General features: G+C 56.7%; 30 protein-coding genes. 5 read left to right on the top strand and 25 right to left on the bottom strand.

The annotated features are described in order from the left end of the window. Positions 1–24 precede the first annotated feature (24 nt). From ybeY to miaB, 5 genes are all read right to left on the bottom strand, one after another. Positions 25–531: an rRNA maturation RNase YbeY gene (gene ybeY / locus BMY36_RS06805; RefSeq protein ID WP_050521206.1), complete on the bottom strand. Its 507-nt coding sequence runs from the start codon at positions 529–531 to the stop codon at positions 25–27. After that, the gene (locus tag BMY36_RS06800) at positions 515–1,534 is read right to left on the bottom strand and encodes a PhoH family protein (protein ID WP_050521205.1); all 1,020 of its coding nucleotides are present in this window, start codon (positions 1,532–1,534) and stop codon (positions 515–517) included. The genes ybeY and BMY36_RS06800 overlap by 17 nt, the downstream gene beginning before the upstream one ends. A gap of 168 nt (positions 1,535–1,702) precedes the next feature. Beyond that, positions 1,703–2,089 carry a hypothetical protein gene (locus BMY36_RS06795; RefSeq protein ID WP_050521204.1) on the bottom strand — a complete coding sequence of 129 codons (387 nt, stop codon included), beginning with the start codon at positions 2,087–2,089 and terminating at the stop codon, positions 1,703–1,705. A 5-nt stretch (positions 2,090–2,094) separates the two neighbouring features. Further along, positions 2,095–2,661 (bottom strand): OmpA family protein, encoded by a 567-nt coding sequence (locus BMY36_RS06790; RefSeq protein ID WP_231579788.1) that lies wholly within the window; start codon positions 2,659–2,661, stop codon positions 2,095–2,097. 176 nt (positions 2,662–2,837) lie between these two features. After that, positions 2,838–4,169, bottom strand: coding sequence for a tRNA (N6-isopentenyl adenosine(37)-C2)-methylthiotransferase MiaB (miaB, locus tag BMY36_RS06785; protein WP_050521203.1), 1,332 nt, complete (start codon positions 4,167–4,169; stop codon positions 2,838–2,840). Positions 4,170–4,334: 165 nt separating this feature from the next. On the opposite strand from miaB, the gene BMY36_RS06780 reads away from it, so the two are divergent. The 4 genes from BMY36_RS06780 (at position 4,335) to BMY36_RS06765 (ending at position 7,420) form a co-directional block, all read left to right on the top strand. Beyond that, entirely contained in the window at positions 4,335–5,204 is an 870-nt protein-coding gene (locus BMY36_RS06780; RefSeq protein WP_050521202.1) for a hypothetical protein, read from the top strand. A gap of 163 nt (positions 5,205–5,367) precedes the next feature. Beyond that, positions 5,368–6,267 (top strand): acetylglutamate kinase, encoded by a 900-nt coding sequence (argB, locus tag BMY36_RS06775; protein WP_050521201.1) that lies wholly within the window; start codon positions 5,368–5,370, stop codon positions 6,265–6,267. After that, the gene (locus BMY36_RS06770) at positions 6,267–6,917 is read left to right on the top strand and encodes a hypothetical protein (protein ID WP_050521225.1); all 651 of its coding nucleotides are present in this window, start codon (positions 6,267–6,269) and stop codon (positions 6,915–6,917) included. Before argB ends, BMY36_RS06770 begins: the two co-directional genes overlap by 1 nt. Beyond that, positions 6,914–7,420: a SixA phosphatase family protein gene (locus BMY36_RS06765; RefSeq protein WP_050521200.1), complete on the top strand. Its 507-nt coding sequence runs from the start codon at positions 6,914–6,916 to the stop codon at positions 7,418–7,420. Before BMY36_RS06770 ends, BMY36_RS06765 begins: the two co-directional genes overlap by 4 nt. A gap of 89 nt (positions 7,421–7,509) precedes the next feature. On the opposite strand, the gene BMY36_RS06760 is transcribed toward BMY36_RS06765, so the two are convergent. From BMY36_RS06760 to rplO, 17 genes are all read right to left on the bottom strand, one after another. Beyond that, entirely contained in the window at positions 7,510–8,301 is a 792-nt protein-coding gene (locus BMY36_RS06760) for an amino acid ABC transporter ATP-binding protein (protein ID WP_050521199.1), read from the bottom strand. A gap of 11 nt (positions 8,302–8,312) precedes the next feature. Next, entirely contained in the window at positions 8,313–9,611 is a 1,299-nt protein-coding gene (locus BMY36_RS06755; RefSeq protein WP_050521198.1) for an amino acid ABC transporter permease, read from the bottom strand. 1 nt (position 9,612) lies between these two features. Continuing rightward, the gene (locus tag BMY36_RS06750) at positions 9,613–10,866 is read right to left on the bottom strand and encodes an amino acid ABC transporter permease (RefSeq protein ID WP_050521197.1); all 1,254 of its coding nucleotides are present in this window, start codon (positions 10,864–10,866) and stop codon (positions 9,613–9,615) included. 132 nt (positions 10,867–10,998) lie between these two features. Beyond that, on the bottom strand, positions 10,999–12,021 hold the full coding sequence (locus tag BMY36_RS06745; RefSeq protein ID WP_050521196.1) for an amino acid ABC transporter substrate-binding protein: 1,023 nt from the start codon (positions 12,019–12,021) through the stop codon (positions 10,999–11,001). A gap of 235 nt (positions 12,022–12,256) precedes the next feature. After that, positions 12,257–12,964 (bottom strand): ATP12 family chaperone protein, encoded by a 708-nt coding sequence (locus BMY36_RS06740; RefSeq protein WP_050521195.1) that lies wholly within the window; start codon positions 12,962–12,964, stop codon positions 12,257–12,259. Further along, on the bottom strand, positions 12,961–14,007 hold the full coding sequence (locus tag BMY36_RS06735) for an RluA family pseudouridine synthase (protein WP_050521194.1): 1,047 nt from the start codon (positions 14,005–14,007) through the stop codon (positions 12,961–12,963). The genes BMY36_RS06740 and BMY36_RS06735 overlap by 4 nt, the downstream gene beginning before the upstream one ends. After that, positions 14,004–14,381 (bottom strand): fluoride efflux transporter CrcB, encoded by a 378-nt coding sequence (gene crcB, locus BMY36_RS06730; protein WP_050521193.1) that lies wholly within the window; start codon positions 14,379–14,381, stop codon positions 14,004–14,006. The genes BMY36_RS06735 and crcB overlap by 4 nt, the downstream gene beginning before the upstream one ends. 55 nt (positions 14,382–14,436) lie before the next feature. After that, a complete protein-coding gene (locus tag BMY36_RS06725; RefSeq protein ID WP_050521192.1) occupies positions 14,437–15,744 on the bottom strand; it encodes a replication-associated recombination protein A in 1,308 nt (435 codons plus the stop codon). Between the two features lie 105 nt (positions 15,745–15,849). Continuing rightward, on the bottom strand, positions 15,850–16,437 hold the full coding sequence (locus BMY36_RS06720; protein WP_050521191.1) for an acyl-homoserine-lactone synthase: 588 nt from the start codon (positions 16,435–16,437) through the stop codon (positions 15,850–15,852). Positions 16,438–16,489: 52 nt separating this feature from the next. After that, positions 16,490–17,101: an autoinducer binding domain-containing protein gene (locus BMY36_RS06715; protein WP_050521190.1), complete on the bottom strand. Its 612-nt coding sequence runs from the start codon at positions 17,099–17,101 to the stop codon at positions 16,490–16,492. A 182-nt stretch (positions 17,102–17,283) separates the two neighbouring features. After that, positions 17,284–17,703: a 50S ribosomal protein L17 gene (rplQ, locus tag BMY36_RS06710; RefSeq protein ID WP_050521189.1), complete on the bottom strand. Its 420-nt coding sequence runs from the start codon at positions 17,701–17,703 to the stop codon at positions 17,284–17,286. A gap of 132 nt (positions 17,704–17,835) precedes the next feature. Then, positions 17,836–18,852: a DNA-directed RNA polymerase subunit alpha gene (locus BMY36_RS06705; protein WP_050521188.1), complete on the bottom strand. Its 1,017-nt coding sequence runs from the start codon at positions 18,850–18,852 to the stop codon at positions 17,836–17,838. A gap of 121 nt (positions 18,853–18,973) precedes the next feature. Next, positions 18,974–19,363: a 30S ribosomal protein S11 gene (gene rpsK / locus BMY36_RS06700; RefSeq protein ID WP_022704897.1), complete on the bottom strand. Its 390-nt coding sequence runs from the start codon at positions 19,361–19,363 to the stop codon at positions 18,974–18,976. A 14-nt stretch (positions 19,364–19,377) separates the two neighbouring features. Continuing rightward, positions 19,378–19,746 carry a 30S ribosomal protein S13 gene (rpsM, locus tag BMY36_RS06695; RefSeq protein WP_028914100.1) on the bottom strand — a complete coding sequence of 123 codons (369 nt, stop codon included), beginning with the start codon at positions 19,744–19,746 and terminating at the stop codon, positions 19,378–19,380. 177 nt (positions 19,747–19,923) lie between these two features. Beyond that, positions 19,924–20,577, bottom strand: coding sequence for an adenylate kinase (locus BMY36_RS06690; RefSeq protein WP_050521187.1), 654 nt, complete (start codon positions 20,575–20,577; stop codon positions 19,924–19,926). 9 nt (positions 20,578–20,586) lie between these two features. Next, complete coding sequence (gene secY, locus BMY36_RS06685) at positions 20,587–21,942, bottom strand: preprotein translocase subunit SecY (RefSeq protein WP_050521186.1); 1,356 nt, start codon at positions 21,940–21,942, stop codon at positions 20,587–20,589. Between the two features lie 110 nt (positions 21,943–22,052). Next, on the bottom strand, positions 22,053–22,532 hold the full coding sequence (gene rplO, locus BMY36_RS06680) for a 50S ribosomal protein L15 (protein ID WP_050521185.1): 480 nt from the start codon (positions 22,530–22,532) through the stop codon (positions 22,053–22,055). A gap of 158 nt (positions 22,533–22,690) precedes the next feature. Between rplO and BMY36_RS19425 the strand changes: the two genes are divergently transcribed. Next, on the top strand, positions 22,691–22,993 hold the full coding sequence (locus BMY36_RS19425; protein ID WP_139193956.1) for a hypothetical protein: 303 nt from the start codon (positions 22,691–22,693) through the stop codon (positions 22,991–22,993). A gap of 380 nt (positions 22,994–23,373) precedes the next feature. Here BMY36_RS19425 and rpmD read toward each other — a convergent pair whose 3' ends face one another. From rpmD to rplR, 3 genes are all read right to left on the bottom strand, one after another. Beyond that, positions 23,374–23,571, bottom strand: a complete 198-nt coding sequence (gene rpmD / locus BMY36_RS06675) for a 50S ribosomal protein L30 (RefSeq protein ID WP_050521184.1) — start codon at positions 23,569–23,571, stop codon at positions 23,374–23,376. Positions 23,572–23,573: 2 nt separating this feature from the next. Beyond that, positions 23,574–24,137 carry a 30S ribosomal protein S5 gene (gene rpsE, locus BMY36_RS06670; protein ID WP_050521183.1) on the bottom strand — a complete coding sequence of 188 codons (564 nt, stop codon included), beginning with the start codon at positions 24,135–24,137 and terminating at the stop codon, positions 23,574–23,576. A 102-nt stretch (positions 24,138–24,239) separates the two neighbouring features. Continuing rightward, positions 24,240–24,599 carry a 50S ribosomal protein L18 gene (rplR, locus tag BMY36_RS06665; protein ID WP_050521182.1) on the bottom strand — a complete coding sequence of 120 codons (360 nt, stop codon included), beginning with the start codon at positions 24,597–24,599 and terminating at the stop codon, positions 24,240–24,242. Positions 24,600–24,609 lie beyond the last annotated feature (10 nt).

Here is a 24,609-nt window from a genome sequence, read left to right as displayed (position 1 = left end):
GAAAAACCCCTATTGCGGGGCAATTTAACTATATGGGTCTGTAATGCCCAAGGTTTCAAGTATGCGCTGTTCGGTGGTTTCCATCAATGTGGCATCTATGTCATCTTCGTGGTCGTAGCCCAAAAGATGTAACACACCATGAACGACCAAATGGGTCACATGATCGGGCATGGATTTATGGGCGGCCATCGCCTCGGCCGCGCAGGTTTCCCATGCGATGGCGATGTCGCCAAGGGATTCGGGATCATCGGGCGGGCCGGGTTCGGGCGCGTCTGGCACCTCGCCCGCAAATTCGGCGCTGCGTTCATCAGATGGCCAAGACAGCACATTGGTGGGCGTGGGTTTGCCCCGAAAATCGGCATTCAGCGTGGCGATATGGGCATCGTCGCAACCCATCACGCATAAGGTAAACCCTTGTGTTGCAAGACCTAAATGGGACAGCGTTGCGGTTGCGGCGCGGATTGCCACGGCGGGCAGGCCAAAGCCGTCCCACCGGGCATCTTCAATCACTGTGTCAACCAACGGGTCCATCATGCGCCTCATACGCCTCAATGATGCGGGCGACAAGCGGGTGACGCACGACATCTTTGGAGGTGAAATAGTTGAAGCTGACGCCGCGCACCCCGGCCAGAATCCGTTCCGCATCGGCCAAACCGCTGGCAGTGCCGCGCGGCAGATCGACTTGGGTTCGGTCGCCTGTGATCACCATGCGCGATCCTTCGCCGAGACGGGTCAGAAACATTTTCATCTGCATGGTGGTGGCGTTTTGCGCCTCATCCAGAACCACGAATGCGTTGGCCAGCGTGCGGCCCCGCATGAAGGCCAGCGGTGCAATTTCGATCCGCTTTTCTTCCATCATTTTTGCCAGTTGTTTCTGCGGCAAAAAATCGTTCAGCGCGTCATAAAGCGGCTGCATGTAGGGGTCGATTTTATCCTTCATATCGCCGGGCAAAAAGCCAAGGCGTTCGCCCGCCTCCACCGCCGGGCGCGACAGGATGATTTTATCGACCGCACCCGCCAGAAACATCGTGACGCCAACGGCCACGGCCAGATAGGTTTTGCCCGTGCCAGCAGGGCCGATGCCAAAACCAAGTTCATGATCGAACAAATTCGCAACATAGGCCTTTTGCGCTTCGGTGCGCGGGTCAACAGGCTTTTTGCGAGTGCGCAATTCGTATTTATCGCCCGAGACCAGTTCGATTTGGCTGGTTGAAACGAGGGCACGGTCAGGCATCGGGCGGCCCATGCGAATAGCACCGTCGATATCGCCCGCCTCAATCCCGCGCCCCGCTTCAAGCCGGGCATAAAGGGCGTGGATGACCGATGCGGCATGGTCGCGCGCGCTTTTCTCGCCGATCACGGCCAACAGATTGCCCCGTCGCAAGATGTTCACAGCGGTCTGCTGTTCGATTTGTGCCAAATTGCGATCAAATTGGCCGCACAGATCAATCAACAAGCGGTTATCGGGAAATTCCAGCAGGGTTTCGATCACGTCTTGTGGATTGGTCGGGGGAGTCAGCGCGCTGATGACCAAGGCAGTCTCCTTTTGGTGAAAACGATAGGGAAAGTGTGGGGCGCAATGGCCATCAAGACAAGGAACGTTTTTGCAATTGCGACACATAGGTAATTTGCAAAACGGCGCAGGCAATAGAAAAAAGGCCGCAGCTTGCGCTGCGGCCCCTTCATTTGGTTTGCAAAGCCATTAGCGGCGGACAACCACGGTGCGGCGGCCTGGACCGGAAACGCGGTCCTGAATACCTTCAGTTGTCGATTGGTATTCGCGGATCACTGTGCCCGGAGGATACAGGTTGTTGCAAATTGGCAGGCCCGATACGGGGTCAGAGCGATTGGTCGCATAGCCCTCTAAACCATCGTCAATTATGTACTGCTGACACCCATCCGGATCATAAGCAATAGCACCGCGCCCGTTGTTCAAAACGCCCGTGTCAATCCCTTGGTCCTGACCCGTTGCAATGATCGAGGATGCGCCGCGATACCGTTCCGTACCTTCAAACCTTTCGCCAACAACACAGCCCGACAAAATCCCTGCCGCGGCCAGACATGCGCTTATTTTCAATGCGTTCATCATATCTGTTACCACCTGTAGCAAACGATTTCGACGCGACGGTTCTGCTGCATACCTGCGGCAGAATTGTTCGACGCGACCGGCCGTGTTTCGCCATAGCCCTGCTGACGTTCAACCGCAGCACCGACTGAGCGGGCAACAGCGCCAACAGCGGCCGCGCGGCGTTCAGAAAGATTTTGGTTATAGCCATTGGATGCACGACTATCTGTGTGACCGTAAATACCATACCCAAAAGCATCAGTACTTTGGAAAAACTGCTGCAATCGCGATCTGCCATAAGAAGTCAACTGCGCACTGTCCGTGTGGAACAACGTATCAGTGTTTTCCACCAGACAAGTATTCTTTTTTAGGCAAACTGCCCTGCCCGTTTTCTTATCGCGGCGCGGCACCATGTAGCCTTCAAAGCCACCATCCGCCCACCAGTGCATGCAACCGTCGTCATCGATCCATGCACCCCATTCGATTTGACCCGTGACTTTGGGCTGCGCCATAACCGCAGTTGGCCCCGTCAGGCCAAGTGCAAGCACTGCAGCCCCGATCATTGTCTTCATCACTAAATTGAACTTTTGTTTCAAAGTGGTAACCCCCTCGGGTTTTCCGCAGACATAATAACTGGGAGAAGGTTTGCAACCGGGTGGTCCAATTGTAAAGCGAAAACTGGGTGCTAGGGCACAGACCGCCACCAATAGTTGCGGCTTGGGCGCGAATGCGGGGCATATCTGCCATTTGGCGATGATACGGAAACCGGACCTTAGGCCAAGCGGCGCGCCGCAAGGGAATTCGTTTTAGATTCGGTCACGATAGCGCGCACCAATTCGCCCACCTTGCCCGTCGCATCGGTCACATGCACCGCGTGAAGATGTTGCGATTTACCCACCATCTGCCCGGCTTGGCGACCTTGCTTTTCATAAAGCACAGCAATTTCGCGGCCCACCATCGCATCTTGGGCGGCGCGCTGTTGGCTGGTCAGCAGGGCTTGCAGTTCTTGCAGGCGGGCATCGGCGACATGGGTTTCCACATCCGGCTTTTCCGCCGCAGGGGTGCCGGGGCGGGCGGAGTATTTGAACGAATAGGCCATGCCATAGCCGACCTTGCGCACCAGCGCCAAAGTATCGGCGAAATCGGCATCGGTTTCACCCGGAAAGCCCACGATGAAATCAGACGTGATCAGCGTGTCGGGGCGGGCGGCGCGCACGCGGTCCAGCACCGCCAGATATTCGGCGGCAGTGTGTTTGCGGTTCATCGCCTTAAGGATACGGTCGGACCCGGACTGCACGGGCAGATGCAAATAGGGCATCAACTGCGGCAAATCCCCGTGGGCTGCGATCAGATCATCTTCCATATCATTGGGATGGCTGGTCATATAGCGCAAGCGGTCCACCCCCGGCAGGGCGGCCATTTCGCGCAGCAGCCGCGCAAGGCCATAGCCGTTTGCGCTGTAGGCGTTGACGTTTTGGCCCAAAAGCGTGAGTTCGCGCACCCCGCGCGCGGCCAGATTGCGCGCCTCGGCCAGCAGGCGTTCGGGGGGGCGGCTGACCTCGGCACCCCGGGTATAGGGAACGACGCAAAAGGCGCAAAACTTGTCGCAGCCCTCCTGGACGGTCAAAAACGCGGTTGGGCCGCGCAGGGATTTGCGTTCTGGCAGATGGTCAAACTTATCCTCGGCAGGAAATTCGGTTTCGATCGCGCGTTCGCCGCGTTGGACCTTTGCCTCCATTTCCGGCAAGCGGTGATAGCTTTGCGGGCCGACGACCAGATCAACCAGCGGCATCCGGCGCATAATTTCGGCGCCTTCGGCCTGTGCCACGCAGCCCGCCACGGCAATTTTCAAGTTTGGGTTCGCCTCTTTGGCGGGGCGCAGACGGCCCAGATCGGAAAACAGTTTTTCCGATGCTTTCTCACGGATGTGGCAGGTGTTGATCATCACCATATCCGCATCTTCCACCGTGTCGGTGGGCACATAGCCTACCGAACCCAAGCTTTCGGCCATGCGTTCACTGTCATAGACATTCATCTGGCACCCATAGGTTTTGATGAACAGCTTTTTCGGCGGAATGATGGGCGGGGTCGTGGATTGCGTCATGGGGCAGGCACCTTTTCACGGTCTAATTGGCTGTTTACACCGGGCGCGCCCCCGCCGCAACGCTGTGTGGATTTGGTGGCCCCGCGCATGTGGTCTTGCGCTTTGGGTGGCCTAGCCTTTACCATTCGCGCCAAGCCAGATTGCGGGCCAATGACCGGGGACAGAATGCGATATAAAAACCTAGCGGCGTTTATAGAGGCCGGGCGCGATATTCTGGCAAAAGGGCCGATTGCGATTGTGATGGCCGAGGACCAAGTGGAAATTGAAAGCACGGTGCTGCATCACCTGAACATCGGGTTTCGTGCGGTGATTTTGCTGGCCAACCGCGAGATTGCCCTGTCCCAAACGGTCGAAGATCAGGTGCATCGGGTGGATTATGAAACCCATGTGCCAGAGGCCATTCAAACAGCGGTCAATCAAGTGATCGAGGCGGCTGTCGGCACTTGGATGTATTACGGGTTCAACGCCGAATATCTGTTTCACCCGTTTTGCGAAACGCGAAATGTGCGCGACCTGTTGGCCTTTCAGACCGAGGAGCGGCGCGATGCGCTGCTGTCCTATGTCATTGATCTTTATGCCGATGATCTGATTGCGCACCCTTTGGCGGTGTCGCTGGACACGGCCATGCTGGACAGGTCCGGCTATTACGCGTTGGGCCGCCCGGACCCGGCCAACCACAACCATCCGCGCGAGCGCCAGTTGGATTTTTTCGGCGGTCTGCGCTGGCGGTTTGAAGAACATATTCCAGCCGCACGGCGTAAAATTGACCGGATTGCGCTGTTTCGCGCCAAGCCGGGCCTGAAATTGCGCGCCGATTATACCTTTTCGGATGAAGAATATAACACCTATGCCTGCCCGTGGCACCACAACATCACCACATCGGTGGTATCGTTTCGCACGGCCAAGGCGCTGAAATCCAATCCGGGATCGCGCTATGACATCCATGATTTCAAATGGCACAATTCAACCAAATTTCAGTGGCATAGCCAGCAATTGATGGATTTGGGGCTGATGGAGCCGGGCCAGTGGTTTTGACGCAGTGATCCGCTGGTGGCGACCTGTGCCTGTGATTGCCCGATTTTGACAGCGCGCAGATGGCCTGTGGTCAGATGTCTTGGCCCCATCGCTGCCCCCCCCCCTCTTGGCACTGGCGCACAAAGCCGTTAGCAAATGAACAACCCAAGAAGGGACCCCAGCCATGAAAAAGCAGATCATGAACATGCGCGATTCCATTGCCACCGCCCGCACCCTGAATGAAGCGCTGCCCTATTTGCAGCGCTATGACGGTGCGATTATCGTTGTGAAATTCGGCGGCAATGCGATGGGCGACGCCGAGGCGATGGAAGAGTTTGCGCAAGACATCGTGTTCATGCGCCAAGTCGGGTTGAACCCGGTGGTGGTGCATGGCGGCGGGCCGATGATCAACAGCCTATTGGCGAAACTGGGCATCAAATCGGAGTTCATTCGCGGCAAGCGCGTGACAGATGCGGCCACGGTTGAGGTGGTGGAGATGGTGCTGTCGGGCCTAGTGAACAAGCGGATTGTGCAAGCGATCAACGATGCGGGGGGCCGCGCCGTGGGGATTTCGGGCAAAGACGATGATCTGATGGTTTGCGATTATGACGACCCCGAATTGGGGTTTGTGGGCCGCCCCCGCGACATGCGGGTGCAAGTACTGCGCGATTTGTTCCAGGCAGGCATCATTCCGGTGGTGGCCCCTGTGGCCCCCGGCGACAATGGAGAAACGTTTAACGTGAACGGCGACACAGCGGCGGGCGCAATTGCAGGCGCACTAAAGGCAGACCGTTTGTTGCTGCTAACCGATGTATCAGGCGTGAAAAATGCTGACGGTGAGGTGATCACGCAGATGACCCCCGAGGAGGTGCGCGAGTTGACAACCCAAGGCGTGATTTCGGGCGGCATGATCCCCAAAACCGAAACGGCTTTGATGGCGATTGAACAAGGCGTGCGGGCAGTGGTGATCCTTGATGGGCGCATCCAAAACGCCTGCTTGCTGGAACTGTTCACTGATCATGGCGCTGGGTCGCTGATCCGGTCGGCCACTGTCGCACCGCGGGTAAAACCGCGCGAGGAATGATGACGCTGGCAGTAGTTGAGGCCGCACTGGCCCCGCATTTTCTGGCCGTTATGGGCGGGTTTGCCGCGGATGGCGATGTGGACTTGCCTGCGGGCACGCGCACGCTGCTGTTGATCGGGCCGCAAGAACCCGGATTTTGGGCCCATCTGACAGCGGGGCCGGAATGGCGCGATGGCAGCCCCGACCCGGTGGACCGCTGGTCGCGCCGGGTGATCGGGGGGGTGGCCTGCGGCCTGGGCGCCAAGGCGGTTTTTCCATTTGGCGGCCCGCCTTGGCATCCGTTTTACGCTTGGGCGTTGAGGACGGGGCGCACATGGGACAGCCCGGTGCGACTGCTGGTGAATGATCGCACGGGGCTGTTTGCATCGTTTCGAGGCGCCTTGGCGTTGAAAGAGGCGGTTGATGTGCCCCCGCCCTCGCCCAAACCTTGCGACAGTTGCGCGGATAAACCCTGCCTAACCGCCTGCCCCGCCGGCGCTTTGACCGGGGCAGGGTATGATTTGCCCCTGTGCCACGGGTTTTTGGACCAACCAGACGGGGCGCAGTGCATGAAAAACGGCTGCGGTGTGCGGAGCGCTTGCCCCCTGTCCCAAGCCTATGCAAGACTGCCAGAACAATCAGCCTATCACATGGGGCAATTTCACAAATGACCAAACGTTTGATCCTGACACGTCATGCCAAATCCAGCTGGGATGACCCACTGACACCCGACCACGATCGCCCGCTTAACACGCGCGGGCATCGCGCCGCTGCCGATCTGGGGCAATGGCTCGCCTCACGCGGCTACACCCCAGCCGAGGTGCTGTGTTCCGATGCACAGCGCACGCGCGAAACCTTTGACGGGATGCGCGCGGCATTGCCCGATGCACCCGATGCAACGCTAAAGCCAGCACTGTACAACGCGGGGCCAGATGTTTTGCTGGCTGTGCTGCGCCATGCCCATGCCGACAGCGTGATGTTGATCGCGCACAATCCCGGCATCGCAGAATTTGCGGCGCGACTGATCACCCGCGCCCCGGCAAACGCAGATTTCGCGCGCTATCCGACGGGTGCCACCTTGGTCGTGGATTTCTCAGCGGATGATTGGAAAGATGTTGAGTTTGGAACCGGCGCTGTGCTGGACTTTATCATTCCCAGCGAAATTATGGCCTGACGCGCCTTTCGATTTCATCTTGGCAAAAATACCTCGGGGGGTGAATTTGCCATAAGGCAAAGAGGGGGCAGCGCCCCCCTCCTTTTGTTTCAGTGACCCAAGATCTGGCTTAAGAACAGCTTGGTGCGTTCTGATTTCGGGTTGTTGAAAAAGTCGTGTGGGTTGTTTTGTTCTACAATCTGGCCTTGGTCCATGAAAATCACGCGGTTGGCCACAGCTTGGGCAAAGCCCATTTCATGCGTCACGCAGATCATGGTCATGCCCTCCTCGGCCAGTTCGATCATGGTGTCCAGCACCTCTTTGATCATCTCTGGGTCCAGCGCCGATGTCGGTTCATCAAACAACATGATGCGGGGTTTCATACACAGGCTGCGCGCAATCGCCACGCGCTGCTGCTGCCCGCCCGAAAGTTGGCCCGGATATTTCAGCGCCTGTTCGGGGATTTTTACCTTGTGAAGGTAATGCATCGCCACTTCTTCTGCTTCTTTCTTGGGCGTTTTGCGCACCCAGATCGGGGCCAAGGTTAGGTTTTCCAGAATGGTCAAATGCGGGAACAGGTTAAAATGTTGAAACACCATCCCAACTTCGGACCGAACCTTGTCGATGTTTTTCAAATCCGACGTCAGTTCGGTGCCATCGACAACGATCTTGCCCGCCTGATGCACCTCCAACCGGTTGATGCAACGGATCAGCGTGGATTTACCGGACCCGGACGGGCCAGCCACCACGATGCGTTCACCGCGATTAACGGTTAGGTTGATGTCGCGCAGCACATGGAATGTGCCGTACCATTTGTTCATCCCGTTGATATCAATCGCGATTTCATCGCTGACCTGCATGTGGCTGCGATCAACTTCGCGGGCTGCCATTGTGTCTGACATAGCGGTCTCCCTTAACGGTGGTCGGTTTTCAGCTTGCCCTCTAGGTACTGCGAGTACCGGGACATGCCGTAACAGAAGATGAAGAAACATAGCGCGATGAAGGCGTAAAGTTCCCAGAACAGGCCGTTCCAATCGCTATCCGCACGGATCGCTGTGGACAGGCCAATCGGGTCCAAGATGCCGATGAACACGACCAAGGTGGTATCTTTGAACAGCCCGATAAAGGTGTTCACGATGCCCGGGATCGAGATCTTCAACGCTTGTGGCAGCAGGATAAGTCGTTGCGCCTTCCAGTAATCAAGGCCCAGCGAATCCGCCGCCTCATACTGCCCGCGTGGCAAGGCGGCAAAGCCCCCGCGCACCACCTCGGCCATATAGGCCGCAGCGAACAAGGTCACCATGATGATAACCCGCAGCACGATGTCAAAGCTGGTGCCCGGCGGCAGGAAGTAGTTTAGCAGCAAGGACGCGGTGAACAGCAAAGTGATCAAGGGCACGCCCCGGATAAATTCGATGAAGCCGACGCAAATCCATTTCACCAAAGGCATGTCGGATTGACGGCCCAAGGCCAGCAAGATGCCCAGCGGCAGCGACAGCGCGATGCCCGTGACCCCGATGATGATCGAAATCATGAAGCCGCCAAATTCGTCCGACGCGATGTGAGGGAGTTCAATCGGAATGATCGTGGCAAACAGATCGCCGATCGGCCCTGCAAGAAACACCCACCAGATCACAGGAACCGCAAGCGCACCAATGGTTGCCACCAACCCCGACACACGCTGCAACGCGATATAGGCCGCATAGCCAACCACAAACCCCATCATCACGAATACCGGGAACCAGACGCTGCCGCCCCAAAGAATGAAGAACGCGACACCCGGAAAAATGGCCGAAAACCACAACAGTTTGCGCGGCACCTGTTCAAACAGGATGGGCGCTGCGGCGACGATCATCAAAACAAAGGTCAGCACGGGGCGCCAATAGGCGTCTTGGGGATAGAACCCGAACAGCAATTGGTGCCAGCGGTCCTTGATCACGCCCCAACAGGCGCCGCTGGCCCCTGCAAGGATTTCACGACATTCGGACAGGGAATTTGCGTTCCAGATAGAGTTGCGCAGCCACGGCCCCATATTGGCGACCAGATAGTAAACCGCCAAGACGCCCAGCACGGTCAAGGTTGTGTTCAACGGCCCCGAAAACAGGTTTTCGCGCACCCAGCGCACGGCCCCAACTTGGCTGCTGGGCGGTGCTTTTTGCGGCAGCATGGTATCGCGGACATAAGCTGCAGTGTTGCTGTGTGTATCGCTCATCTCAACGCTCCTTCAGCTTGACGGAATTGTTATAGATGTTCATGGCGCCTGAGATCATCAAACTAAGCACCAGATAGGTCAGCATCAACAGCATCATACATTCCAGCTCGCGCCCTGTTTGGTTCAGCGTGATACCGCCCAAGGTCGCGCGCAGGTCCATGTAACCAACGGCCAGCGCCAGCGACGTGTTCTTGGTGATATTGAGGTATTGCGAAATCAACGGCGGGATAATGACGCGCAGCGCTTGCGGCAAGATCACCAAATTCATCGTGCGGTTGGGGCGCAGGCCAAGGGCAAAAGCCGCCTCTGATTGCCCGCTGGAAATGGCAAGAATGCCCGCGCGCACGTTCTCGGCGATAAACGCCCCGGTGTAGAAGGTTAGCGCCAGCCACATCGCAATGTAGGAATTGCGGATATAGCCGCCGCCCGAAAAGTTGAAGCCTTGTAGCGTGGCATATTCCAGATGGAACCCCATCGCCATCAAGACAACCACGATTGGCGCGATCAGGATGAGCGCCGATTTCCACCATGTGGTGGGGCGCAGGCCCGTCGCCTCTTGCACCACGGTCGCGCGGCGCTGCAATGCGCGGTAGCCCATGATGGACCCGATGATGACCGCAAGGATCACCAGATAATTGGAGCTGAGATGCGCCACACCAATATCAATCTGGCCCAAGCTGCGGTCAAACAACGGCGCGGGCAGGTAAGTGCCGCGGTTGGTAATGGCAACCGCATCGCCAAACAGCATCGACGCCGTAGGGTTTTCACCGCGAAAAGCATTGGGGGCAGGCGTTACTTCGGTCAGGACCGCAAAGAACACAATGATCCACAACAGCAAAGGCACGTTGCGGAACATTTCGACATAGATCGACATCAGCTTGGACACGATCCAGTTGTTTGACAAACGCAAAACGCCAGCGATCACGCCAATCACGGTGGCAGAAATGCACGCGACCACGGCCAAAACAATGGTGTTTAGCAGGCCGACCAGCCACGCGGTGGCATGGATGCTGTCGCTGGAATAATCAACCAAGCGCTGGTTGATGTCATAGCCCGCGCGCGCACCTAGAAAGCTGAAATCAATGTCTTTGCCCTTTTCGGCGAGGTTGACCAAGGTGTTATCCACCAGCCACCAAAACCCCATCGTGATCAAGAACAAGAACACGATCTGGATCGTTATCGACCTGTAGCGTGTATCATAGATAAGCATGCTGAGCCGAAACGAGCTGCTCGGGGTATCTGACGTCATCGCCATGTGTGTTCTCCCTGCGTCTGATCTGTCGCTTTAACGCGCTCTGATGTGGAAAAGGGCTTGGCCCCTGCATCTGTCAGACAAGTCGATTGTTAAAAAAGGGCGCACTGATGTGCGCCCTTTTCAAGCCGCGCCTTACCGGAAGGGCGGTGCGTACTGCAAGCCACCTTGGGTCCACAGCGCGTTCAAGCCGCGTGCCAGACCGATTGGTGTGGATTCGCCGATGTTTGTGGCAAAGATTTCGCCGTAGTTACCACCAGCCATAATCGCCTGCTTGGCCCAGGTTTTTTCCAGACCGATCATACCGCCCAGATCGTCGTCGGACGACCCAAGCATACGATTGATTTCTGGGTTTTCTGTGCCTTTGGACAGCTCTTCGATGTTCGCAGATGTGATGCCCAATTCTTCGGCAGCGACCAATGCGTTCATAGTCCAGCGCACGATATCTGCCCATTGGTCATCGCCATGTGCGACCAATGGCCCCAATGGTTCTTTCGAGATGATTTCGGGCAGCAAGATGTGGTTTTCTGGATCCGCAAATGTTGCGCGGGTTGCTGCAAGGCCGGATGCGTCGGTGGTGTACACATCGCAAGCGCCAGCAAGGTACTGCTGTTGTGCTTCGGCGTTGGTTTCGATTGGAACCGGCTCATATTTCATGTTGTTGGCTTTGAAATAGTCGGCCAAGTTCAATTCTGTCGTGGTGCCGGTTTGGATGCAAACGGTTGCACCGTCCAATTCCTTAACCGACGATACGCCCATCGATTTATTGATCATGAAGCCCTGACCGTCGTAATAGTTCACGCCAGCAAAGGTGAATTTCAGATCTGTGTCGCGGCTGAATGTCCACGTGGTGTTACGGGCCAGCATGTCGATTTCGCCCGAGGACAGCGCGGTGAAGCGGGTCTGGCCTGTGGTGGTGACAAACTTTACCTTTTTGGGATCGCCCAAAACGGCAGCGGCAACAGCGCGGCACACCGCCACGTCAAAGCCCTGCCATTCGCCAGCCGAATCCGGTGCCGAGAAGCCGTTGACGCCTGTGGACACGCCACAGTTCAATTCGCCACGAGCCTTTACTTCATCCAATACGGACGCGGATGCAGCGCCAGCGACGAGTGTCGCGGCAGCGGTCATTGCGCCGATGAATACGGTTTTCTTCATGGATTACCTCTTCCTAATTTCCCACCCAATTTCAGGTGGATTTATTGCTCCCTTGCCCCGAAACCGGGACGAAACTGATTGAGGGCATGCCCCCACAGTCTCAGCTACTTTCCTCCGAACCGCTTTGAAAGGTCAAGCAGAACCCTTGGTCAAATGAAAGATTGTGTGTTTTTAAAGGTTTACAGGCCAATTGCTGCAATATCACGCATGTTTGCCGAGTATTTGGGCAAGATTGTTACCCACACAATGTAAAGAATCGCGCAGCATGTGCCACGCTGACGCGTTTGTGGCCTTCGGATTCGGCGGCTTCGTCGTCCGGGCCCCACAGATCAATTTGCCACTGCTCGTCCGTGCGCGACAGATCGAACCCGGCGTCCGGGGTCAAATGCCCATGCGCAATGGCAAGGGCCAGCACCAAGGACCCAGTGATCGCCACAAGGTCGTGAAACGCGGCCAATTGAAACGGGGTCAGGGCGTGGACGGCACGCGCAAGGGCGGCCTTGGGCGCATCGGGCTGGTCAATGGGCATCAGGCCGATCGTGACAGTCAGAGGCGCGTCATAGGTGGCCGCAGCCCATGCCAAAAGCGGGTCCCAAGCATGGGCTTGGCGGGCCACCAGTTCTTGGGGGGCGGCGGCGCGGTAGCACAGCAAATCTGACCCGCCATAACCTGCCAGCATATCCGCCACGGCGGCAAATTGCGGCGTCACCTTATCCAGTGCCGAGTTGGCGGTACGGGTGAAAGGCATGGTTTCGGGACGGATTTTGCCATCCTGCGCCTGCCATTCCTGTGCCACAGCATCGGCCAAGCCCTGTGAAGGCACCCAGAACGAGGTTTTGGCGGGAGTTTTCAGGGCGCGCCCGTCAAGCGAAACCGTGAACCCTTGATCAGCGGGAACCACGGTTGCTTGCGTCCAGAACCGTTTGGCGGCCCAACCGCTCATGCATTATCCCCGAATGGGTCGGCAGGCACGTCATTGATACCCCAATCCAACGCCTTCCAAGTGCGCGCCATATGGTCGGGCAAAGGCGCGAGGAACGTCATCATTTTCTTGGTAATCGGGTGTTCGATGGTCAGGGACCGCGCGTGCAGATGCAGTTTGCGGCTAATCTCGCCGCCGATGGACGCGCCCCAACCGTCGCCTTGGTTGTCCGCGCCAGACCCACCGTATTTGCCATCGCCAAGGATAGGGAAACCGAGTTCGGCCATATGCGCGCGCAATTGGTGAGTGCGGCCCGTGACGGGTTCCAGCGCCATCCAAGACAGGCGACTGCCCAAGAACCACAGCACAAAAAAGTCGGTATGGGCGCGTTTTGCATCGGGATAATCGGCCATTTTGGCGGGATGGATGCAGATCATCTTTTCGCCTTCGCCGCGCTGACCGCGCCCGCCGGCTTTCATCAACCCGTATTTGATGGAGCCTTTGCGCGGGTTTGGCACGCCTGCAACGGCGGCCCAATAAATCTTGCGGGTGTTGCGGTGGCGCAGCGCCTCGGACAGCGCCCTTGCCACGCGGTCGGTGCGGGCCAACATCAACAGGCCAGAGGTGTCTTTGTCCAAACGATGCACCAGTTTGGGGCGGTCCTTGTAGCCAAACTTCAACGCCTCGGTCAGACCGTCAACATGCCGATCGCCCTGCCCCGACCCGCCTTGGCTGGGCAGACCCGGCGGTTTGTTGATGATGATCAGATGTTCATCGCGGAAAATCACTGCGTTCTGGATCATTTTTTCATCGGCAGGCGACACACCGCCCGCAGCAGGGCGCGAGGGCGCATCGCCGGTGGGCAACGGCGGGATACGAATTTCCATGCCGGGGGCCACGCGGTCGGACGCCTTGGCGCGGCCGCCATCGACGCGGACTTGGCCCGTGCGGCACATCTTTTCGACATTGCCTTGGGTGATGTGGGGAAAGCGGCGTTTGAACCAACGGTCCAGCCGCTGTTCGCCTTCATCCACCGACACCGTCATCAATTTTACCGTGTTCATGCCAGTACCCCCCGCATTGTCAAAACCCCTGCCACAAGTGCGGCGATGGATGCCACCACGGACCCGATAACGTAAGCCCCGGCCAGCGCCCCCTGCCCGCGTTCCCACAGCGTGAGCGCATCAAGCGAAAAGGCGGAAAACGTGGTGAAGCCGCCCAAAACGCCCGTCATCAGAAAGGGCGCAAACCGTGTGCCACTTTTATACGCCAAGACGACGACCAGCACACCCACCAGGAATGACCCGGCCACGTTGACCAGCATCGTGCCATAGGGAAACCCCGGCCCGATCCAGCGCATCACCGCTGCATTGGTCAAAAAACGGGCCGAAGCCCCGATTGCGCCGCCAAGCGCCACTTGGAAAAGGGTTGGTATCATGGGCGCTATCTGTGCCCGCCACGCGGTTTTGTCAACCTTGCAAGGGGTGGGTGCGTTACGGCTGCCGTTTGGCGCGCAGTTTGGCAAAATAATCAATCCGCTTTTTCAATTCGCGTTCGAACCCACGTTCGGGGGGGGCGTACCAAACCGGGCGCTTCATACCGTCGGGAAAGTAGTTTTGGCCAGAAAACCCATCCTCGGCGTTGTGATCATAGGCGTAATCGGCACCATAGCCGATATCTTTCATCAGCTTGGTGGGGGCGTTCAGGATATGCTTGGGGGGTGGTTCGGACCCGGTTTGTTTTGCTGCTGCCCGCGCCGCTTTATAGGCGACATAAACCCCGTTGGATTTTGGGGCAAGCGCGAGATAGACCACGGCCTGCGCCAAAGCCAATTCGCCTTCGGGGCTGCCCAGACGTTCATAGGTTTGCCAGCTTTGCAGGCACACATCTTGTGCTTGCGGGTCGGCAAGCCCGATATCCTCTACGGCCATGCGGGTGATGCGGCGGGCAAGGAAACGCGGATCCTCGCCGCCTTCAAGCATGCGGGCGAACCAATACAGCGCTGCGTCGGGGTCAGAGCCACGGACGGATTTGTGCAAGGCAGAGATAAGGTTGTAATGCTCCTCTCCCGACTTGTCGTATTTGGCGGCGCGGCGCATCAGGCGGGTGGAAAGCTGATCGCGGGTCAGGCTTTCGGTGGTTTTCCACGCAGCAACCTGTTCGATCAGATTGAGAAGCGCGCGCCCGTCCCCATCTGCCATTTCCAGCATCGCCTCGCGCGCTTCGCCTTTTAAGGGCAGCGCGCGGCCAAGGTCCATTTCGGCGCGTTGCGCGAGCAGTTCGAGTTCGACCAGCGACAGACGTTGAAGGATGATCACTTGGGAGCGCGACAAAAGCGCAGCGTTCAATTCAAAGCTGGGGTTTTCGGTGGTGGCGCCGACCAAAAGGATGGTGCCATCCTCCATATAGGGCAAAAAACCGTCTTGCTGCGCCTTGTTGAAACGGTGGATTTCATCCACGAACAGCAGGGTGCCTTGGCCATTTTGCCGACGGATTTTGGCGGATTCGAACACTTTGCGCAGGTCTGGGACGCCGGTAAAAATGGCGGAGATTTGGACGAAGCTGAGGTCGGTTTCATCCGCCAAAAGGCGGGCGATGGTGGTTTTGCCAACCCCGGGCGGGCCCCAAAAGATGAGCGACGACAGCGACCCGGCCGCCAGCATCGCGCCCAAAGGACCGTCGGGGGAAAGGACTGCTGTCTGCCCGATCACCTGATCCAATTTGCGCGGGCGCAAGCGGTCGGCCAGCGGGCGCGGGCCTGTGGGTGTTTGTAACGGGGTTTGATCAAACAGGTCGGTCATGGCGGGTATGTTACGCGCCCTTGGGTGGGTTAGGAAGGGATTTGAAGGCGCCGCCGACCCCACACGGTCGACGGCAGCACAATGACCACTCACCCCTAAGTATGTTTAGTGCAGTTTTGCCGACATGTTAATGGCAACACAGACGCAGTCCACGCCGTCAATATCCATGATCGGGCCTGCGGGTTCACAATCCAGCCCCACGCGGCGGCCCAAACGGCGCGAATTTTCCGGGATAAGACCCAAGACCGAGGTCGCACCCACATTGCGCGCCGCAATCACCATTTCATGGCGCAGCTGCAACTGGACCCGCAGGCGCAGATTGGCCGGGACCAAATCCGACACGAACACCCGGCTGCTTTCCCAGATATGATCTGCGACTGGCGCATCTTCATACAGCAAAGTGGGCGGGATGGAGGCCAAAAGCCCCATCTGCGCATCACGAATCATGTAGGAATAAATCCCACAGCGGTGCGTCGTCGGCGTCAAACGGATACCCGCCAAAACCTGCCCCCCTTCATGCACCGCCACCCAGCGGCTTGCGGGGGTATCATACTGGTCGAATTCCATGCCATTCGCTTGCGGCAAATCCCATTTGTTTTGCAAGATGAACGACCGATGCCGCGCGCGAAACATATTCGCGAACAATTCACCATGGTTATGAAGATTCTCGTAAGAGAGTGTAGTAACTTCCATTTTAGTGCTCCTTCTGGGGTTTAGAACCGGTCAGAGGGGGCGTCCTACACTCTTAAAGCAATCGGTACTCTCGCGCTATGCGCAACGCCTCGGACGTGGTTCGTGCCTCAAGGCGCAATCGCGCAGATGTTAAGCGCGCCTTAAAGGCACTTTCCGAAATCCCAAGTTTAGCGGCGGCAGCAGTGTGACGGTCCCCATCGGCGATGCATTGCAACGCCTCTATCTGTGCTTTTGTCAGTTCAGAGGACGGCTTTGCCTCTATGTGCAAACGGGCTGTAATTTCAGCCAAACGTGCCATCTCTTCATCTGAAAACTCACGATCAGACCGGCAAATCCCAGCCATCGAACGTGAGGTTATGGGCCCGTAAGACGACACAACCCCGAAGTTCATCCCATGCGCCGCAGCTTTTTTCAGCACATTGAACGGGTCAGGCAGCGGAATCTCGCTCCACCGGGCCGTTCCTGCGGTTCCTATGCCCCAAAAAACAAGCGGATCGCGCAGGTAGTATGAATTTGCGTTGTAGTAAGCCACCCAATCAGACGGGTAGCAGCTGTGATAAATCAAAGGTGATGCGAATCGAATATGCAGCCCAACTGCATAGCCTTCGGGTGCCAAATGATCCAATTCTTTGTACAATTCACCCAACCGCTTTTCTACTGACATCAACTTTAACAGAGCCCTTTTAGAATCTACTCAACTCTAAATATACCTCTTCCCCTATTCCAGCACCTTTGTTAAGATTCCATTAACTAGGGGACATATTTTTGCCACATTCACACGGAGGGGCGCATGGAAAAGGCCCGCCTGTGACAGCGGGCCTTTGAAATTACAAAGAAAAATTGGGATTATTCGTCAGCGACTTCGAATGCTGCGACGCGGGCCTTGTCGGCGGCGCCTTTTGCGTTCGGATCGCGGTCCACAAATTCGATGATCGCCATTGGCGCCATGTCACCATAACGGAAACCAGCCTTCAACACGCGGACGTAACCGCCCTGACGCTCTTTATAGCGGGGACCAAGAATTTCGAACAGGCGGGCCACATACTGGTCCTGCTTCAACTGCGCCGCAGCCTGACGGCGGGCGTGCAAATCGCCGCGCTTTGCCAGTGTGATCAGCTTTTCGATGATCGGACGCAATTCTTTTGCTTTTGGCAAAGTGGTCTTGATCTGCTCATGTTCAATAAGCGAGCCGCACATGTTGGCAAACAGCGCTTTGCGGTGTTCATGTGTACGGTTTAGACGGCGGTAACCACGGGCGTGACGCATTTTATATCTCCTAAAGTCGCGTTTTGCTTTGTCCGGCAGCCCTACGATTGGGCCGCTCACCTTGGGGCGTTTTGCCCATATCTTCCCCGGCAGATCCGGGCATTTCGGGGGGCATTGCTGCCCCCCTAAGTCTTAGAACTGGTCTTCGAACCGCTTAGCCAAATCTTCGATGTTTTCTGGCGGCCAATCTTCGACGTCCATCCCCAAATGTAAGCCCATACCCGACAGCACTTCCTTGATTTCGTTCAAGGACTTGCGACCAAAGTTTGGTGTGCGCAGCATTTCGGCTTCGGTTTTCTGGATCAAATCGCCGATGTAAACGATATTGTCGTTCTTCAGGCAGTTTGCCGAACGCACCGACAATTCCAACTCGTCGACCTTCTTCAGCAGCAGCGGGTTGAATTCCAGCCCGTCATCTACGTCCGAACGTGTCGCCGATTCCGGCTCATCAAAGTTCACAAAGATCGACAGCTGGTCTTGCAAAATACGCGCGGCATAGGCCACGGCGTCATCTGGCGTCAACGAACCATCGGTTTCGATTTTCATGGTCAGCTTGTCATAATCCAGAACCTGCCCCTCACGGGTTGGCTGCACTTCATAGCTGACTTTTTTCACTGGCGAATAGATCGCATCAATCGGAATCAAACCGATCGGCGCATCTTCGGGGCGGTTTTTGTCAGCAGAGACATAGCCTTTGCCGGTGTTTACGGTCAGTTCCATGAACACGTCTGCGCCATCATCAAGGTGACAGATCACATGGTCCTTGTTCAAAACCTCAATCCCGGAGGATTCGGAGATGTCGCCAGCGGTCACAACGCCCGGTCCTTTGGCAGAAATCGACAAGCGCTTTGGCCCTTCAACTTCCATCCGCAGGCTGACGCCTTTCAGGTTCAACACGATGTCGGTGACGTCTTCACGCACACCAGAAACGCTAGAAAATTCGTGCAATACATTGTCGATCTGCACCGCAGTGATGGCCCCGCCCTGCAGCGACGACATCAAAACGCGGCGCAGCGCGTTGCCGAGCGTCAGGCCAAAGCCACGCTCCAGCGGTTCTGCAATCACGGTTGCGGTGCGCTGTGCGTCCGGGCCGGGGTGAACCACCAGCTGCGTCGGTTTGATCAGCTCGGCCCAATTTTTGTGGATCATGCGTGTAGCCTCCATACTAGTCTTCTGCTCATGTCCCTAAGCAGTCGACGCCCGAGGATGTAGAAATACCCAAAACCGGGCCATGCGCAAAACGCGCGCGGCCCGGCTGGAAAGAATAATTTTAAACGCGGCGGCGCTTTGGTGGGCGGCAACCGTTATGCGCCATTGGGGTCACATCACGGATAGAGGTGATGTTCAAACCAGCAGCAGCCAACGCGCGCAATGCGGATTCACGGCCCGAACCGGGGCCCTGCACTTCGACTTCCAGCGTTTTCACGCCGTGTTCTTGTGCTTTGCGCGCGGCATCTTCGGCTGCCATCTGGGCTGCATAAGGGGTCGATTTGCGCGAACCCTTAAAGCCCATGGTGCCCGAGGAGGACCATGAAATTGCGTTGCCCTGAACGTCAGAAATCAGGATTTTGGTGTTGTTGAACGAGGAATTCACATGCGCAACGCCAGCGGCGATGTTTTTGCGTTCCTTTTTCTTCATACGAGTCTTATCGCGTGCCATATCTCAACGCCCCCTTATTTCTTCTTGCCAGCAATGGCCTTTGCGGGGCCTTTGCGGGTACGAGCGTTGGTGTGCGTGCGCTGACCGCGCACTGGCAGACCGCGACGGTGACGCAGGCCACGATAGCAACCCAAATCCATCAAACGCTTGATGTTCATGGATGTTTCACGACGCAGATCGCCTTCAACGGTGAAGTTTGCGTCAATATGTTCGCGGATCGCAAGCACTTCGGCATCCGAAAGCTCGTTCACGCGGCGGGCCCGGTCGATGCCGACAGCCTCACAGATCAACTCAGCGGTGTGGGAACCAATCCCAGTGATATAGGTCAATGCGATGGGGACACGTTTCCCCGTCGGAATGTTTACGCCAGCAATACGAGCCACGCGCGCTTCCTTTCGTTGCGGTTCCGTTGTGCCAGAACCTTTTTTCACAACCCAAAGACGGCGTCTCCGCCTTTGATGTTTTCGTTCACGTTTCAGAAACCCAAAATGCAGAACGATTCCCATGCGGGACGCCGTGCAATATGGGGTTTTAACCTGCCCGTCAAGGGCGCAGGCGCTTTATTCGCTATGGTCCAGCACCGCAGCAATTTCTGCCGCAACCACATCCATTTCGGCAAGCCCGTCCACCACAGACAACGCCCCTTTGGCATAGTAATACCCAATCAGCGGCGAGGTCTTTTTGTAATATTCCATCAGACGCGTGCGCAGCGCCTCGGCAGTATCATCGACGCGGCGCATCATCTTGTCCGATCCGCAATCGTCACACACCCCGCCCACCTCGGTCGGATGTGTCTTGTCGTGATAGACCGCACCACAGCCACCGCAAGTGTAACGCCCCGTGATCCGCGCAACCAATGCGGCGTCATCCACCTGCATTTCAATGACCGCATCAAGGCGCATGCCCATATCGGCCATCAACGCGCCCAAAGCATCTGCTTGGCCCAGCGTGCGGGGGAAGCCGTCAAAGATGAACCCGCCGCCTGCATCGCTTGACAGTTTTTCGCGGATCAGGCCGATTACGATCTCATCCGTGACCAACTGCCCCCGCGCCATCACGCCCGCCACCATCCGGCCCATTTCAGAGCCGGAGGTTTTCGCCTCGCGCAGCATATCGCCGGTGGAAAGCTGCACCATGGCGCGTCCCTCCACCAACCGCTTTGCTTGTGTGCCTTTTCCTGCGCCGGGTGGTCCCAGTAAAATGATATTCGCCATGATCCCCCCTTAGCGGCGCGCAGGTGCGGGCTTGCCGCGCTTTTTGCCCCGAAGATTCGATTTCTCAATCAGCCCTTCATACTGATGAGCCAACAAATGCGATTGCACTTGGTTGATCGTGTCCATCGTGACCGAAACCACGATCAGCACCGACGTACCACCAAAATAGAAGGGGATTCCCAACTGGTGGCGCAGGATTTCCGGCAACAGGCAAACCAAGGCCAAATAGCCAGAGCCCAAAACCAACACGCGGTTAACCACATATTCCAGATATTCCTCGGTCTTTTTGCCAGGACGAATGCCGGGCACAAAGCCGTTCTGATTTTTCAGGTTATCGGCTACATCCTCTACCTTGAATGCCACGTTCGCAGTGTAGAAATAGGCAAAGAACACAATCATCCCAACAAAAAACAACAGATACAGCGGCTGCCCGGGGCCGAAATAGGCCAGAATTGTTGACATGATCGGTCCCGTTTGCGCGCCCGAGAATGTCGAAACCGTAACGGGCAACAAGAGCAACGAGGAGGCAAAGATCGCGGGGATCACGCCAGCGGGGTTGACCTTGACGGGCAAATGGCTGGAGCCACCGTCATAAACCTTCATGCCGACTTGGCGGCGGGGATATTGGATATGGATCTTGCGCAGGGCGCGTTCCATGAACACCACAAAGGCGATCACGACAATCACCATGATGATCACGCCGATGATCACCGCAGGTGACAAAGCGCCCGAACGGCCCTGGCTAAAGAACTGAGCCAATGCGGCGGGAATTTCGGCCACAATGCCGACGAATATGATCAACGAAATGCCGTTGCCGATGCCGCGCGCAGTGATCTGTTCACCCAGCCACATCAGGAACATGGTGCCGCCCACAAGCGTGATCACGCAAGCGCCGATAAAGAACCAACCCGGCGTCGTCACCAACCCGCCACTTTGCAGACTGACCGCGATGCCGTAAGCCTGAAACGTCGCCAAAACCACAGTGCCATAGCGCGTGTATTGGTTGATTTTCTTTTGGCCCTGCTGGCCTTCCTTTTTCAACTGCTCCAATTTCGGCACCATGGCCGTCATCAGCTGCACAATGATCGACGCGGAGATATAGGGCATGATCCCAAGCGCAAAAATCCCCATCCGGGAAATTGCGCCCCCGGTGAACATGTTCAGCATGCCACCGATGCCGGTGGACAGATCGGCCATAAATTCACGCAGTGCTGTGCCATCAATGCCCGGCACAGGGATATATGTCCCGACGCGGTACACGATCAGCAAGCCGATGGTGAAAAAGATCCGTTGGCGCAGGTCGGTCGCCTTACCCAGCGCCCCCCAGCTCAGATTGGCCGCCATTTGTTCCGCAGCTGAAGCCATGGTTAAATTTCTCCGCAGGCGCTAAAGGAAGCGCCGCCAAACCGTTTTCCGGTCGGCGGCGCGAGAAAACTTATAGGGATGTAAGCCGCTTTGGCGCGGCTCACAACCTCTTATTCAGCCGCAGCCGCGTGTGGTGCCGCAACCGTGAGGCTGCCACCCAACTGCGCCACCGCTTCAATCGCGGATGCAGATGCGCCCGTGACGATCAAAGTGACCTTGGAGGTCAGCGCACCCTTGGACAAGACGCGGATACCGTCCAGCTTGCCCTTGGTCAGACCAGCGGCGATGATCGCATCTTCGGTGATGTCGGCTTTGATGTCCAACTTGCCGGCGTCGATGAACTTTTGGATCAGGCCCAGGTTCACAACGGCGTAATGCTTTTGGTTCGGCTTGGTAAAGCCGCGCTTTGGCAAACGACGATAAAGAGGCATCTGGCCGCCTTCGTAGCCGCCAATCGAGACACCCGAACGCGATTTCTGGCCCTTGATACCACGGCCAGCAGTTTTACCCTTGCCCGAACCCGGACCACGCGCTTTGCGCTTTTGCTTTTTCGCCGCACCGGCGTTGTCGGAAAGTTCATTCAGTTTCATGTCGCTTCTCCTATTGCCGGATGTGACCCCCAGCGACGGGAGCGGCCAAACGCGGCGTTTCTTGATTCTTTGCGAGCCGGAAGGACCACTCGCGGCATGTATTTGCAATACCGTCTTGTTTCAAGTCTAATCGAACTTAATCGAGGAAAGAGCATGAAATGAACCCCCCTGAACACTGGGGCAATTTGGTACCAGCGCATCTTAACCTTGCTAAAGATTTTTTGCAAAGCGCCGAATTGCTTGAAAAAAGGAGATCAAAGCAAGAGCCGCTCTCACTTCATGCGCCCCAACTTGTACTCTTGGCGCACTCCCTAGAATTGACGCTAAAGGCTATTTCTCTTTGGCAAGGGAAGTCGCAGGAAGATGTTCGGGCCAATGGACACAACCTGCGTGGGCCATACAGTCGCGCTAAAGGCCATGTTAAATCAAAACTTCTAATAGCCGCACCGAAAAAACTGTAAAAGGTCATTGGAAAGTTCAACTCCGTGATGATCGGGAACTATACCTTGCGAACACCCACGGGGCATTCGCAGACCAAACGCCCAGCAACTATGATATAGGCCAGGCCATCCCAAAACTCTCTGACGCGGTAGATTGGTTAGACGATCATCACGCACATGATGGCGGAGCATTACGTTACTACGAAACAAGGCTAATTCGATTGCCCGTAGTTTCGTGCTCCGGAATGAATCGTTTGGTCGTTCAACAAACTACGCATTGGGCTTGCAACTTTATTCTCTTTGAGTTGGAAAAGGAAATGAGAAAGCAAAACCAAAACGCCCCACGGTTTCCCGCAGGGCGCTCTCATCTAACGTAGCGTGCGTTTCAACGCACCGCCACTTCAACCACGCTCTTCGATGATCTCAACAAGATGCGAGATCTTGTTGACCATGCCGCGCACGGAAGGAGTATCTTCCAATTCGCGGGTGCGGTTCATTTTGTTAAGGCCAAGACCCTTGAGGGTCGCGGTCTGGATTGCAGGGCGGCGTGCAGCAGATTTAACCTGCTTCACAACGATTGTTTTTTTGCCATCAGTCATAATCAAGCCTCCACAGTTTCTGCAGCTTCAGGCTTGGTGCCCAAAATCTCAGCCACTTTCTTGCCGCGACGCTGCGCGACCTGACGGGGGCTGGCTTCTTGCTTCAAGCCATCAATCGTAGCGCGGATCATGTTGTAGGGGTTCTGCGACCCGATGGATTTCGCCACTACGTCCTGCAAACCCAACATTTCAAATACCGCACGCATTGGACCACCAGCGATGATCCCTGTACCGGCAACAGCAGTCCGCATGACCACCTTACCTGCGCCATGACGGCCTTCCATGTCGTGGTGAAGCGTGCGGCTGTCCTTCAACGGCACACGAATCATCTGACGCTTGGCCTGCTCGGTGGCCTTGCGAATGGCCTCAGGCACTTCTTTGGCTTTGCCTTTGCCGAAACCGACACGGCCACGCTGATCGCCCACAACCACGAGGGCTGCGAAACCAAAGCGCTTACCACCTTTTACGGTTTTGGAAACACGGTTGATCGCAACCAAACGATCTGCAAACTCCGGGGTTTCTTCGCGGCCACCGCGATTGTCCCGACGGTTATCTTCTCTTGCCATTAGGCATTCCTCGTATCATGCGCGGGGTTCGCGCCAAATGAACCAATCCTAGTGGGCAAGGCCCCCGGATCATCGGGGTGGCGCGAACGCCACCCGCTGGTATCAGAACTTCAGGCCACCTTCACGGGCAGCGTCGGCCAAAGCCTTGATCTTACCGTGAAAAAGGAAACCACCACGGTCGAAGTAAACATCTTCGACCCCAGCCTTTTTAGCCCGCTCGGCAATCGTCGCACCAACTTTCGTCGCCGCTTCGATGTTGTTTTTGCCCACAAAGCCCAAACCCTTTTCGAGGGTAGAAGCGGCGGCCAAAGTCACACCGTTGAGGTCGTCGATCAGCTGGACGCTGATATTCTTGCTAGAACGATGGACAGACAGACGCGCGCGCCCATTTGCCATCGCCTTGATTTTGTTCCGTGTGCGCAAGCGGCGCTTGAGGAACAACTCGCGTTTTGTGTTCGCCATTTTTACGCCC

The organism is Pseudorhodobacter antarcticus (assembly GCF_900110135.1).
Classification (GTDB): domain Bacteria; phylum Pseudomonadota; class Alphaproteobacteria; order Rhodobacterales; family Rhodobacteraceae; genus Pseudorhodobacter; species Pseudorhodobacter antarcticus.
The sequence above is the reverse complement of the archived record's forward strand: the minus strand, read 5'-3'. Positions and strand labels throughout refer to the sequence as shown.

Bases quoted from the DNA above. Each gene is read 5' to 3' on its own strand.
- BMY36_RS06795 (WP_050521204.1), bottom strand. From the start codon at position 2,089: ATGATGAACGCATTGAAAATAAGCGCATGTCTGGCCGCGGCAGGGATT.
- rpsE (WP_050521183.1), bottom strand. From the start codon at position 24,137: ATGGCAAGAGAAGATAACCGTCGGGACAATCGCGGTGGCCGCGAAGAA.
- crcB (WP_050521193.1), bottom strand. From the start codon at position 14,381: ATGATACCAACCCTTTTCCAAGTGGCGCTTGGCGGCGCAATCGGGGCT.
- BMY36_RS06750 (WP_050521197.1), bottom strand. From the start codon at position 10,866: ATGGCGATGACGTCAGATACCCCGAGCAGCTCGTTTCGGCTCAGCATG.
- BMY36_RS19425 (WP_139193956.1), top strand. From the start codon at position 22,691: ATGAACCCCCCTGAACACTGGGGCAATTTGGTACCAGCGCATCTTAAC.
- rplQ (WP_050521189.1), bottom strand. From the start codon at position 17,703: ATGCGTCACGCCCGTGGTTACCGCCGTCTAAACCGTACACATGAACAC.
- ybeY (WP_050521206.1), bottom strand. From the start codon at position 531: ATGGACCCGTTGGTTGACACAGTGATTGAAGATGCCCGGTGGGACGGC.
- BMY36_RS06690 (WP_050521187.1), bottom strand. From the start codon at position 20,577: ATGGCGAATATCATTTTACTGGGACCACCCGGCGCAGGAAAAGGCACA.
- rpmD (WP_050521184.1), bottom strand. From the start codon at position 23,571: ATGACTGATGGCAAAAAAACAATCGTTGTGAAGCAGGTTAAATCTGCT.
- BMY36_RS06720 (WP_050521191.1), bottom strand. From the start codon at position 16,437: ATGGAAGTTACTACACTCTCTTACGAGAATCTTCATAACCATGGTGAA.
- BMY36_RS06735 (WP_050521194.1), bottom strand. From the start codon at position 14,007: ATGAACACGGTAAAATTGATGACGGTGTCGGTGGATGAAGGCGAACAG.
- BMY36_RS06755 (WP_050521198.1), bottom strand. From the start codon at position 9,611: ATGAGCGATACACACAGCAACACTGCAGCTTATGTCCGCGATACCATG.
- BMY36_RS06705 (WP_050521188.1), bottom strand. From the start codon at position 18,852: ATGATCCACAAAAATTGGGCCGAGCTGATCAAACCGACGCAGCTGGTG.
- secY (WP_050521186.1), bottom strand. From the start codon at position 21,942: ATGGCTTCAGCTGCGGAACAAATGGCGGCCAATCTGAGCTGGGGGGCG.
- rplR (WP_050521182.1), bottom strand. From the start codon at position 24,599: ATGGCGAACACAAAACGCGAGTTGTTCCTCAAGCGCCGCTTGCGCACA.
- rplO (WP_050521185.1), bottom strand. From the start codon at position 22,532: ATGAAACTGAATGAACTTTCCGACAACGCCGGTGCGGCGAAAAAGCAA.
- BMY36_RS06770 (WP_050521225.1), top strand. From the start codon at position 6,267: ATGACGCTGGCAGTAGTTGAGGCCGCACTGGCCCCGCATTTTCTGGCC.
- BMY36_RS06725 (WP_050521192.1), bottom strand. From the start codon at position 15,744: ATGACCGACCTGTTTGATCAAACCCCGTTACAAACACCCACAGGCCCG.
- BMY36_RS06765 (WP_050521200.1), top strand. From the start codon at position 6,914: ATGACCAAACGTTTGATCCTGACACGTCATGCCAAATCCAGCTGGGAT.
- BMY36_RS06780 (WP_050521202.1), top strand. From the start codon at position 4,335: ATGCGATATAAAAACCTAGCGGCGTTTATAGAGGCCGGGCGCGATATT.
- BMY36_RS06745 (WP_050521196.1), bottom strand. From the start codon at position 12,021: ATGAAGAAAACCGTATTCATCGGCGCAATGACCGCTGCCGCGACACTC.
- BMY36_RS06715 (WP_050521190.1), bottom strand. From the start codon at position 17,101: ATGTCAGTAGAAAAGCGGTTGGGTGAATTGTACAAAGAATTGGATCAT.
- BMY36_RS06740 (WP_050521195.1), bottom strand. From the start codon at position 12,964: ATGAGCGGTTGGGCCGCCAAACGGTTCTGGACGCAAGCAACCGTGGTT.
- rpsK (WP_022704897.1), bottom strand. From the start codon at position 19,363: ATGGCACGCGATAAGACTCGTATGAAGAAAAAGGAACGCAAAAACATC.
- BMY36_RS06760 (WP_050521199.1), bottom strand. From the start codon at position 8,301: ATGTCAGACACAATGGCAGCCCGCGAAGTTGATCGCAGCCACATGCAG.
- miaB (WP_050521203.1), bottom strand. From the start codon at position 4,169: ATGACGCAATCCACGACCCCGCCCATCATTCCGCCGAAAAAGCTGTTC.
- argB (WP_050521201.1), top strand. From the start codon at position 5,368: ATGAAAAAGCAGATCATGAACATGCGCGATTCCATTGCCACCGCCCGC.